Here is an 11,539-nt window from a genome sequence, read left to right as displayed (position 1 = left end):
TCCTGTTTATCAATCATTCAACTGGGAACACGGCGTTTTTATTGGCGCGACTTTGGAGTCCGAAACCACAGCGGCAACTCTTGGAAAAGAAGGACAGCGCGCGCATTCGCCGATGGCCAATCTGGATTTCATTGTCGTTCCATTGGGAAAATATATCGAAAACCATCTGGCATTTGGACGTCGAATGAAAAAAACGCCGCTGATTTTCTCAACGAACTATTTTCTGAAAGATCAATCCGGCGAATACCTGAATGATAAAATTGATAAAAAAGTCTGGATTCTCTGGGCGGAAGGTCGCGTTCACGGAGATTATGAAGCCATCGAAACGCCAATCGGTTTTATCCCGAAATATGAGGACATCCGGAATCTCTTTCAAGCGACATTGAATAAAGATTATTCACGGGAACAGTACGAGAATCAATTTTCAATTCGGATCGATAAACTTTTAGCAAAATTAGATCGTTTGGAAAAAGGTTTTCTGGAAGAAGCCGCACCGAAAGAGTTTTTAAACTGGTTCGGAAAACAGCGAGCCAGTTTACGCTTGGCGAAGGAAAAATATTCAAAGGATATCATTAATCCATTCGATTTTTTATCAAGACTAAATTAATTCAGTTTCCTGAGGGAATATGATGCTTACCGAACAAACGCGAAATCCGAAAGTGCTGTATAAAAAAGCGCTAGAATATATCGAAACTCGCCAAAATATGCTTCGGACTTCCGATAGATTTCAGGTAGGTGAACTTTTTGAATTATCCGAAGAGATCGTGAAAAATATCGACGAATCAACCGGTTTGACTTCGCTTGCCGTTCATTATTTCGACATCGAAGATCTCACGATTTCGCATGCAGTCAATGTTGCAGTTTTTTCAACGTTTCTTGCCAAAGGATTGAAATACTCTACGGATGAACAGATCAGGTTATGCGCTGCCGCGTTAATTCATGATATTGGTAGCGCAAAAGTGGCGCAAGAAATTCTCAGAAAAGACGAAAAATATTTGACTCAGTATGAGATCCAAAAATTCAGAGACCATTCCGCGTTGGGCGCAGAGGCGATTTTAAGATCGGACGCCTCGCAAAAATATTTGGCTAAAATTGTTCTACAGCATCACGAAAAAGATAATGGTCGCGGTTATCCCGGTCATTTGCTTGGAGATGAGTTGTTGCCAGAATCTCGGATAATTTCCATGATAGACACCTATGAAGCGATGATACATCCTCGCTGTCACCGCGATGCACTCGTGCCACCCATTGGCATCAAACAAATCATTTTGCAGAAAGGAACGTCCTACTCTTCGCTTTTAGTGAAAGCTCTCATTGATTATATTTCCATTTACCCGATCGGATTGTATGTTCAGTTGAATTCTGGAGAAATTGCTAAGGTTGTTAAAACCCGCAAGGAAAATCCGCTACATCCAGAAGTTAAAGTGATATATGATGCGCAGAAACATCCGGTTATAAACCGATATATTGATCTGAGTACGAATTATCTTGAGACGATTGAGAAGAGTATCCCATTGTCGAATGTTCGGGATTTGCTGACTTGATGAGCCGTCTTTAACCTATCGATCGAATTCTTCCCAACTAATTTTCTTGATATAGTAGCTGATGGGTGCTTTTTCGTGAAAGCTGACACTGCATTCAAACGGAAATGTCTGACCGGGTTCGATAGTAGCATCCGTTTGAACGCCGCTGAGAAACATGTGGTAAGTTCCGGGAACGATCATGGAGTCTGTGGCTACTAAGTTGGTTTTCTCGTCGTATAAATAGAAGATGATTTTCGGGAAGTCTGCTCGGCGAATGCCTTCATTCTTCAATTGTCCGGTGTAAACGCGCATGTTATCGTAAATCTTCTCGGTAATTGGTCCTACTACGACGCATTTTGCCTGGGGTCGTTCGGCTTCGCGCGTAACTTTGATCTCTTTTTTAGAAAGTGTTAACTCGCCAATTTGTGTCTGAACGACAATCTTGTCGAAATCCTCGTAAACGATTTTACCTTTGACGATCGTGCCGTTGTTAAGCAGAATTTCATGTTTCATTTCCGGCAATTGGATCATTTTGTTGATTTCCTTGCGGATGGACGGAACCGAAGCCGTGATTTCCAATTCGTGAATTTGTTTTCGGATTTCGGCTAATTCTTTTCGTAACTGGTCGATCGTCATATCCGTTTCAAAAAATTTCTTCTGAAGCGCGCTTTTGGACATTGCCTGTGCGAATAGATCGCGGGATGCAACCAAAAAGAGCAGAATGAAAGCGACAGTAAAGATACGATGTGTTTTCATTGGGTCACCTGAGCGTTTTGTTGGGCTTTCAATGCAGTCAGTCGAAGTTTATTGAGCGGAGCGGTTCCGCCTATCTGCGTCGCCATTGTCGTCATCTGGTCGAACAGGACAAAATTATTCGGATTTTCGAACATCGGTAAAAGTTTTTCGAAAACCTTCGGATCTTTGAATTTAATCAATGCGGTGAGAGCATCTTTGCGAATCGTCATCGGGAATTCGGTATCCTTAGCGATTTCAATCAGTGTTGGAACGACAGCAGGATCATTATAATCGCCCAGCGCTTTCATTAACGCTTCCAGCAAGTTTAGGTATTCTTCGTGGCTTTTATTAAAAGTTTCGAGAAGCGCCAGCAGGACGCGTGATTCTTTGACGTCAGCGATAGCTTTAAACGCAAAGTCGCGAACCTGTAGTTGTGTTTCCGGATCGCCAAGCATTTCGATAAATGTCTGAGTGACTAATGGATGCGTTTTCTTCCCAAGTAGTTCGAGAGCAAGAGAACGGATAGAAATTTTAACGCTATTGTCTTTGGCGATGGCGATAAGAATTGGGACGACTTTGTCGTCTCCAAGCGATCCCATAACTTTCGTCAAAGATTCCTGCATCAGCATGTAATTCTCTTTTTCCGCCGCATACAGATTTAGAATCTGCTCGACTTTGATCTCGGCTTTTACCGTTTCGAGTTTAGAGAAGACATGGGTGCGGTATTCGCTGTACCGTTTTTGTGCCTGAACGATGCCGTTGACCATCGCCTTTATATTTTCCGGCGTCGGATTCTCGACAAGTGCATTGGAAGTCGCCGTCAGAAGCGCGTAATTCAGACCGATGCTCTGATTCATGAAATCGTACATAATTTTCAGGGCATCCGGATGCTTAGTTTGCGCGAGCGCTTGCATAGCGGCAATGCGCGTCTCGATTGGTTGCGTCGGGTCTTTATAAATGGCAATCAGGTCGTCCATCGTTTGAATCTTGCCCTTGTTATAATCGACGCGCAACTGTTCGATGTCTTTGGTTGTGATTGTCGCAACTTTTGAACTACATGAGGCAAAAGCGAGAGTGAAAGCGATAAGGCTGGTTCTGATGAGTGGTTTCATATTTGTTTCTTTTCTATTTGTCCGCTTGATATTAGAATTTTCGATCCGATATGTCAAGCAAAAATTTTTCATTTTGTTACTTTATTGGCTGAGAATCTTCACATTTCCAGTAGCAGAGACGGAAATCCTGACCATCGAAGTGCCCAAATGTAAAATATTTCATCCAGTCGCCAAGATTGACAATCTTTTTTTCACCTTCTAAATAAAAGGTTGGTAGGTGGAAATGGCCGGTGATGACATAGTCGTAAGATTCTTTCAGCCGTTCCTGCCCGTAAAGTATTAATTCTGAGCGTTCCTGTGTTTCGAGTTCGATATCACGCATTGAAAAGTGTCGGCTTTTTTGGGAAATTTTCGCCGCCAATCCAAACGCTAATCCCGGGTGAATCATCCGGAACAAGGCAATGGTCACCGGATTACGGAATATCCATCGCATCACCCTGTACCAGCGATCTCTTTTGAGAATTCCGTCAGCATGTGTGATGAAAAACGACTTGCCGCCGATGGAATAAGCAATAGGACTTGGATGGATTTTCAACCCGATCTCGTTGGAAATAAAACTGCCTAACCAATAGTCGTGGTTTCCGCCGAGGATGTGAATTTCGCAACCCGATTGGGTCATTTCCTGTAGTTTCCTTAATACCGAAAAGAACTGACGCGGAATGACGTGTTTATATTCGAACCAAAAGTCGAACAAGTCACCGACAATCCAAAGTGAAGCATTTTGGCGCATAATCTCATCGAATAAACCGAAGAGCCGTTGCTTTTTGATCGTTTCGGAAACAGACTCCTTTAACCGGAGGTGGACATCAGAAACGAAATATACATTCTCTCTCATGGGCGTAAGAATTTAGTCAACCCACAATGAAATGCCAAAGGAGAATTCTGGGGAGAAATTGAAAATTGAATGTTGGAGGTTGAAAATTTATAATTGTGGGGAAAACGGAAGCGGTAGAAAAGTTGAAACAATAGGTATCTGAAATTCAGTGTTCTGGACTCGTTTTTCAATTAATGTTTTAAAGTGAATTTTCTCTGCGAAATCACCGTCCTCTGAAGTTACTTTTATTTTTTAGTTTTTAACTATCGATCTTCAGCCCTCACTCTTCAATTCTCCACCAGTGAATCTTCAATTTTCAACTTTTTAGGAAAAATACTCTTTCATTTCTAAGAAACCATTCGCGAATTGCTACCGACCTTTGAACGATTCAGACGGAAAAATTCAATTCGGCTCTCTGGCATTGAATTTGTAAAATCCTAACTTTGAAATTCTACGATTCACGAGATAAATATTTGTCATCAGAAGGAATCTTAAAGTGAAAAAAGAAGCAATTTTAGTCATTAATCCCGGGTCGACTTCTACCAAGTTGGCACTTTTTGACCGAGACGGCGCCGTTTTTGTTGAAAATATCGATCACGCGGGAACCGCCATCAGCAATATGCCGAATATTCAGGAACAACTGCCGCTTCGCATTGAGATCGTCAATCGGACTTTCAAAAAATGGCTAAACGAACACGATTTGATTGCGGTTGTTGGCAGAGGTGGATTATTGCGCCCACTGAAAAGTGGGATTTATCGGGTCAATGAAGCGATGATGGATGATGCGATTAACTGCAAATACGCCATTCATGCGAGCAATCTCGGTGCTTCGATTGCCGATGGAGTTGCCAAAGAATACAACGTTCCGGCATTTGTCGTCGATCCGGTGACCGTCGATGAGTTTATTCCGGAAGCGCGGATTTCGGGAACGCCGGAAATTGTCCGTCGGAGCAGGCTTCATGCGCTGAACGTCAACGCTTGCGTTCGGAAAGAATCTGAAAAACTCGGGAAATCGATCTGCGAATCCAATTTTGTTATCGCGCATTTGGGCGGCGGTATCACGATTGCGGCGATTGATCACGGCAATATCATCGATTGCAATGACGCTTTGATGGGAATGGGGCCATTCTCGCCGGAACGAGCCGGCTCTATGCCTTTGGAACAACTACTTCGGCTGGCGACATCCAGAAAATATACAATGAAAGAATTTTACACGAAATTCTCCAAGAACGCCGGACTGAAAGCTTATCTCGGGACGAATGATGTGCGCGAAGTTTTGTCCCGAATCGAAAAAGGCGATGATTACGCCCGACTGATTTTTACGGCAATGATTTATCAGATTTCAAAAGAAATTGGCGCTTACGCAACGGTTCTGAAAGGGAAAGTCGATCGGATTATCATAACCGGCGGACTGGCAAGATCAGAAAAGATAATCGCGATGATTCGGGAGCGGGTTGGTTTTCTTGCTGAGATTTCCGTCTATCCCGGTGAAAACGAATTGGAAGCGATGGCGACTGGCGGATTCCGAGCCATCGATGGAATTCAGGAAATTCAAACCTACAAGCAGGAAAAATAAATTTTTGGAGAAATCATGATCAGGACATTTGACGAAATATTTAAAGCGGTCGAAAACCTCAGACGGAAAAAAACAATATCGGTGGCGATGGCGGATGATTTCAGCGTGCTGAGCGCTATCAAAGAAGTCGATGAGCGCGGAATTGCGAATGCTTTGTTGGTTGGTAATGCCGACAAAATCAAAGCGATTGCCAAACAGATCGGCTATGCGGTCAAAAATGAAAATATCGTGAACGTTGAAGGCGATGAAGAAGTCGCCGCTCGCGCCGTCGCATTGGTCAGGGGAGGAAAAGCAGAAATCCTGATGAAAGGGCACGTTTCGACGCCGATTCTCATGAAGGCCGTTTTGAACAAAGAAACCGGTCTGCGGAAAGACGATGTACTGAGTCACGTGACAGTTGCCGAGGCGTCTGCGTATCCGCGGCTTATTTTATTGACGGACGGCGGACTGAACATCCAACCGGATTTGGAAACGAAGAAAGCGATTTTGAAAAATGTCATCGGGGTGGCGGAACGATTGGAAAATCCAAGACCTAACGCATCGATCATTTGTCCAATCGAAAATGTCAATCCAAAGATTCTCGAAACCGTCGATGCGGCCGAACTTCAAAAATTAGGCGAAGCGGGCGAATTCGGCGACGCTATCGTCGAAGGACCGATCGCGATGGATGTTGCGCTGTCGCGGAATGCCGCCGAGAAAAAGGGCTTAGTCAGTAAAGTCGCGGGAGAGACGGATATTTTTCTGGTGCCGAATCTGACCTGCGGAAATGCGCTGATCAAGGCGCTGATATTGCTTGTCGGCGCAAAAGTCGGCGGCGTAGTCGTCGGTGCAAAGGTACCGATCATCCTGCTTTCGCGCTCGGACAAACCGGAAGAAAAACTGAACTCGATCGCGGTCGCGATTTTACTAAGCGAGTAATTGCCGCGACTGAACGCGGATAAACGCAGAATCAGAACACAAAAAAGAACAACCAGTCAGAGTTAGTCGTCACTTAAGGTTAGGAAGAAATACTGCAAGTTTACCAACCTTTTCGCCGATTCCCGGCGCATCGACGTGATAAACGTAAACTCCGCTCGCAACCGCCATTCCCCCGAAATTCAATAAATCCCAATCGAGAAATGGCGTCGTCGGATCATTCTTTTCCAACTTGCGAACCATAGTTCCGGCGATAGTAAATATTTTTATCGTACATTTTTCCGGCAAAAAAGTAAATCGGACGCGGTAGCCATTACTGTTGATATCCTCGGAACTAAAACCATAGTAAGGATTTGGGACGACATTGATCTTCTTCATGTCTTTTTTTAGAAATTCAGTTGTGGGTATGGCCGCCGCTGGCGCCGTGAATGTGAACAGATCATATGGCGAGTTGGGATTGATGGCATAAACTTGAAATTCGAAAGCATCCTGTAAGAAAGGACGGCTGGCAGATCTCATTCCCCATCCGCCGACATACATGACGCCATTATAGGTGCCGTCTTTGTTGCCATTCAAATACTCAGTGTACTGCTCATCGTAAGTTTCATTCAGAATGAATAAATATTCACGACCTCCATAAGCGCCAAAAACATGATCGTCGCCCCAACCCATATCCCAGATGAGATTGGCGGCGCCATCGCGGTCGGAACGCGGCTCTTCGACAAAGGCAACCTTTAGTTGACGCGGAGGAATGCTTTCCGTATCCCATACTGTAAATGGTACATCGCCTAATGTCGATTGCACATCATAACCAGGTCCCCAATAGACTACGGCTTTCTGCCATCTTTCGGGATAGGCGGCTTTACTGACTACCATTAACGCGCCGGCAGTTGAATCCGGCTGAGGCCAACCTGAAGCGCCAATGCCAGCGAAGCGGATCTCAACATCGACATACCCGGAAGGCTCCACATCGCTTCCGAAGAACATGAATCCGTTTCCGAAGGATCCACCCATGGTCTCAAGTCCCCAGTTTACAGGCCAGCTAAACCATTTGTTACCGCCGGTAATTCCAAATCCACTAAAACCAGGTATATCGCCAAACGGTCCGGGAATATTCAAATTTATCCCCGGTTCGCCGCCTTCAATTTTCACCATCAAACCGTCAGTGAGATTGTAAGCGTTGTTACCGGTCTGGTTCGTCTGGTCAGCAAGAACGGTATCGCCATTCGAAGTAGTTAAATTCCATGTTAAATCTGAGTTAAAGGAAACCGTATAATCCAATCCGGTCATCTTGGAAGGATCAACTACCCAAACAGTCGTCGTACCATCGCTGGGCGTTTTGCCGGTTTCTGTTACCGTATGCTTAACTTCCAGTGTATCATTGAAGGAAGCCTCATATCTGACGCCAGGTGAGTATCGCGGTGTTACGGAAACAATCGTTGGTCGGCTCGATATTACTTCCGGATTACCGTCTTTCAGAAAGACCTCGGCAACAAGGCCATAATGGTATGTTTTACCATTGACTAATTGATAGTCGATGTTTCCGACTTTTGGATTTTTATTGCATAGAATTCTGAAAAAGCGCGCCTGATGCGGATTATAGGAGTATTTTTTCCCAATGCTCCACGTATCTACTTCGACCGGATCACTGCCAGTCTCGTCTGAATATTGGTAGAGGACATACTGGTAAAAATTGTAGGTTGAGTCATCAACGACATGTGTAACGTAGCCGCTTGTGATAACTGTATCCCCAAATGCCATTGCTATAAGCGGGTCGGTCGATTCATACGGGCTTCTATCAGAATTGTACTCTGATTTTCCGTCCCAACTGAGAAGAATTTCATTGGGTAGTTCACTGACGGTTACGTTAGGAGATTTAGGTGGAACGCCTAACTGATAATTGTGGTCATAAGCCATTTGGACAAGATGACTGATTTGCTTGAGTTTGGTAACACTGTTCAAGTTATTCAGTCCACGTGCAACGAGAGCACAAGCGACAATTTCCTGAATGCCCGGCTCGCCGAATTCAGCAACGCCGTCACCATCCGAATCTGTCCACGGTTCCAATATGAATGGGCCGCTGGATAAAAAGATACGACGATCATGCCACTGAGTATTCAACCATCCTATTGAGGTTTCGGGATCGCCGGAAAACATATAATGCGTCGGTGGGTTGTATTGGTCTGTTCCATCGCCACCTTAAGTAATGTTCGAACCGTCCTGCCATTGACCGTGCAAGAGATAATAAACATCCTGTGCGTTATCGGGCGTTCCTTGAGGGCTGTCGTATTTTATCGGGCTTAAAAATGCTGTCATTTTTATGCTTTTTTTATCTGGTATTATTGTTCCGTCGGGAAGATAAGTCGTATCGTCTGCGGAGGGTACGATGGGGCCTTGTAAAATTTTAAAACCGACAGCCGGAGGTGCCTCGCCATAATTTTGATCATCATTATTCTTGTTATAGCAGAACCCAATGTTTAGTGCTGAATCGCAACCGGCTAAATCATCTCCGGCGTTTCCGACATCGGGATCTGCCCAAATCGCGAAGTGCGTATCTTCCCATGTCTTTCCACTTTTGTTCGCGATCGTCCATTTCAGAAAGATCATATCGCCAAAAGCATCGGTGCGGTCATAAGCCCATGCGGTTTGATAGAGTTCCGCGTTTAATGAGAGCGTATCAAAACCATATTTATCATTTCTACAATCGTTCCAAACACTGAATATCGTCTGGTCACCGATCAAAAGTGGATTGCCATCTTCATCTAAAGGCGCGCCTTGGGTGGCAGACGGCCAATTTGTCCAGTCGCCGGTTCCGTTGCTTTGTAATTCGTACCACTTGTATTTTGAATCGCTTGGATCATCGGGATGGTCAGGCGAGAGGATCATGCCGGGCTGATATTCGGTGGCGGAGTGTTGGGTGCCAGCGACACGGACTTCGCCGTCGATTTCGGCGCAGAGAAATTGGCCGGCCGCGAAAATCGGGCTGAGTCCGGAACCTTTTGGCCATTCCAAGCCCCAATCTCCCAATACGTTATCATAGAACCATGTGCCGTTATTCCGGAAGACGCCATTCATCCGGTTGCAATCCATCCAGATATCACTTATGGCTGTACTTTTATCCAGTGATCTTCGGTTGTGAACTGTCTTACCGGTTCATTTGCAAAAACCATAGTCAGAAGCAAGACATCGATATAGAAGATTTTCCCAAGAAATTCGGTTGCGGTTTTCATATTTCTCATCCTTAAAGATGATTAAGAAATCGATTCATCGGTACAAGATCAATTGTCTTACGGCTTCACTGCGGTTATCAAACATCCATATTTGCAATAATCTTAGTGGTAATTTCAAGAAAGTACAAGAGGTATTTTTATATCGTGGAGACTTTTGGATTGATAGTTTACTTTCAGATTAGTAATTTTGCGCGTCTGTAACTGAAGTAAGGAGTAAGTGAAATGAGAATTGGAATTTTAACTGGCGGCGGTGATGTACCGGGATTGAATCCTGCCATTCGCGCCGTTACACTGAGAGCTATTCACGAAGGTTTTGAAGTCATCGGCATTCGTAGGGGCTGGGCCGGGCTGATCGACGTTATTCGTGATAAAGACGCCGATAATAGTGCCAATTATCTGAAATTAGACGAAAATATCGTCAATAAAATCGGTCGTACGGGCGGCACGTTTTTACATTCGTCGAGAACTCGTCCCAGCCACGTGGCGAAAGACGTCGTTCCCGAACACCTGAAAGATAAATATAACGACAAGATCAACGATTTGACTCCCGATGTCTTGAAAAACTTGGATTTTCTAGGACTCGATTATTTGATACCGATTGGCGGTGACGATACGCTCAGCTACGGCGTGACACTTCACAATACCGGTTTTAAGGTCGTTGGCATTCCAAAGACAATGGATAATGATGTACCCGGAACGGATTATTGCATCGGTTTCAGCACCTGTGTGACTCGGACGCTGGAAATGACACACGCTCTTCGAACTTCTGCCGGTTCGCATGAACGCTTTTTAGTCATTGAAGTTTTCGGCCGTTATGCTGGATTTTCGGCGATCGTTCCAACGATGGCGGGCGCCGCTAACCGATGTGTTATTCCGGAATATAAATTTTCGATGGAACGACTGACAGAACTTTTAGTCGAAGACCGGTACACAAATCCAAGCCATTATTCAGTCGTTTTGGTTTCAGAAGGCGCTATGATCGCCGAACAAGAACAGATGGTTTTTCAATCGGATGATAAGGATGCGTATGGGCACAAGAAACTCGGTGGAATTGGCGAAGTTGTTGCCCAGAGGTTGAAGGAGTTATCTCCAAAATATAACAGAGGCAGAAAAATCGAATCCATCAGCCAGAAACTTGGCTATTTAGTAAGATGCGGCGATCCAGACTCGCTGGACTCAATCGTACCGATGGTTTACGGGAATCTCGCGCTTGATCTGATTCTCAAGAAAAAATCAGGTTTATTGGTCAACATAAGAAATGGGATATACGGAAACATTCCGTTGGATGTTGTCACGAGTTTTAAGAAGAATGTTGACATCGAACAATACTATAATCCAGACCGTTTGCGTCCGCAGTACAAGAGTTTTGATGGCAAATCGATCTTTATCATGACCAGTGACAACAATCACTAATTTCAATGTAAAATACTGAACCAGAAGCGGGGCATTACGCTCCGCTTTTTGGGTATCTTCAAAGAAAAGTTCGTAATCAAGATATTTTTATCTGCAAAATCGTTTTAAACCTTCTGCGAAATTTGCATTTATTGGGAAAGAAATCGTAACTTTCATCCCGAAATTTCTCATTAGGAGTCGTTGATTGAGAGAATATTGATGATATTTGCTAATTAATAAGA

General features: G+C 44.4%; 9 protein-coding genes and 1 pseudogene (1 of these 10 cut by a window edge). 5 read left to right on the top strand and 5 right to left on the bottom strand.

Annotated features, from left to right (window positions below):
* Window positions 1-607, top strand: a pseudogene (locus COT43_06815) (hypothetical protein); it begins 122 nt to the left of the window's first position.
* Window positions 608-626: 19 nt separating this feature from the next.
* On the top strand, window positions 627-1,544 hold the full coding sequence (locus COT43_06810; GenBank protein ID PIS28263.1) for a hypothetical protein: 918 nt from the start codon (window positions 627-629) through the stop codon (window positions 1,542-1,544).
* A 15-nt stretch (window positions 1,545-1,559) separates the two neighbouring features.
* On the opposite strand, the gene COT43_06805 is transcribed toward COT43_06810, so the two are convergent.
* From COT43_06805 to COT43_06795, 3 genes are read right to left on the bottom strand one after another with little or no spacing between them, the layout of a single operon-like run.
* Entirely contained in the window at window positions 1,560-2,279 is a 720-nt protein-coding gene (locus COT43_06805; protein ID PIS28262.1) for a hypothetical protein, read from the bottom strand.
* Window positions 2,276-3,442: a hypothetical protein gene (locus COT43_06800; GenBank protein PIS28261.1), complete on the bottom strand. Its 1,167-nt coding sequence runs from the start codon at window positions 3,440-3,442 to the stop codon at window positions 2,276-2,278. The genes COT43_06805 and COT43_06800 overlap by 4 nt, the downstream gene beginning before the upstream one ends.
* A gap of 4 nt (window positions 3,443-3,446) precedes the next feature.
* A complete protein-coding gene (locus tag COT43_06795) occupies window positions 3,447-4,205 on the bottom strand; it encodes a UDP-2,3-diacylglucosamine hydrolase (GenBank protein ID PIS28260.1) in 759 nt (252 codons plus the stop codon).
* Between the two features lie 475 nt (window positions 4,206-4,680).
* Here COT43_06795 and buk point away from each other — a divergent pair, with 475 nt between their 5' ends.
* Both buk and COT43_06785 read left to right on the top strand, forming a co-directional pair.
* A complete protein-coding gene (buk, locus tag COT43_06790) occupies window positions 4,681-5,760 on the top strand; it encodes a butyrate kinase (GenBank protein PIS28259.1) in 1,080 nt (359 codons plus the stop codon).
* A 15-nt stretch (window positions 5,761-5,775) separates the two neighbouring features.
* Entirely contained in the window at window positions 5,776-6,678 is a 903-nt protein-coding gene (locus tag COT43_06785) for a phosphate butyryltransferase (GenBank protein ID PIS28258.1), read from the top strand.
* A gap of 69 nt (window positions 6,679-6,747) precedes the next feature.
* Here the strand turns inward: COT43_06785 and COT43_06780 are convergent, their stop codons facing one another.
* On the bottom strand, window positions 6,748-8,832 hold the full coding sequence (locus tag COT43_06780) for a hypothetical protein (protein PIS28257.1): 2,085 nt from the start codon (window positions 8,830-8,832) through the stop codon (window positions 6,748-6,750).
* Window positions 8,833-8,874: 42 nt separating this feature from the next.
* Window positions 8,875-9,750 (bottom strand): hypothetical protein, encoded by an 876-nt coding sequence (locus COT43_06775; protein ID PIS28256.1) that lies wholly within the window; start codon window positions 9,748-9,750, stop codon window positions 8,875-8,877.
* 377 nt (window positions 9,751-10,127) lie between these two features.
* Here COT43_06775 and COT43_06770 point away from each other — a divergent pair, with 377 nt between their 5' ends.
* Complete coding sequence (locus COT43_06770) at window positions 10,128-11,318, top strand: phosphofructokinase (GenBank protein PIS28255.1); 1,191 nt, start codon at window positions 10,128-10,130, stop codon at window positions 11,316-11,318.
* The last annotated feature ends 221 nt before the right edge of the window (window positions 11,319-11,539 follow it).

This window comes from Candidatus Marinimicrobia bacterium CG08_land_8_20_14_0_20_45_22, assembly GCA_002774355.1.
Taxonomy (GTDB): Bacteria; Fidelibacterota; UBA2242; order UBA2242; family UBA2242; genus 0-14-0-20-45-22.
This window is presented reverse-complemented; position numbering and strand designations above follow the sequence as displayed.

Coding starts and splice junctions, on each gene's coding strand:
- COT43_06800 (PIS28261.1), bottom strand. CDS start 3,442: ATGAAAAATTTTTGCTTGACATATCGGATCGAAAATTCTAATATCAAG.
- COT43_06770 (PIS28255.1), top strand. CDS start 10,128: ATGAGAATTGGAATTTTAACTGGCGGCGGTGATGTACCGGGATTGAAT.
- COT43_06795 (PIS28260.1), bottom strand. CDS start 4,205: ATGAGAGAGAATGTATATTTCGTTTCTGATGTCCACCTCCGGTTAAAG.
- COT43_06775 (PIS28256.1), bottom strand. CDS start 9,750: ATGAATGGCGTCTTCCGGAATAACGGCACATGGTTCTATGATAACGTA.
- COT43_06780 (PIS28257.1), bottom strand. CDS start 8,832: ATGTTTTCCGGCGATCCCGAAACCTCAATAGGATGGTTGAATACTCAG.
- COT43_06785 (PIS28258.1), top strand. CDS start 5,776: ATGATCAGGACATTTGACGAAATATTTAAAGCGGTCGAAAACCTCAGA.
- COT43_06810 (PIS28263.1), top strand. CDS start 627: ATGATGCTTACCGAACAAACGCGAAATCCGAAAGTGCTGTATAAAAAA.
- COT43_06805 (PIS28262.1), bottom strand. CDS start 2,279: ATGAAAACACATCGTATCTTTACTGTCGCTTTCATTCTGCTCTTTTTG.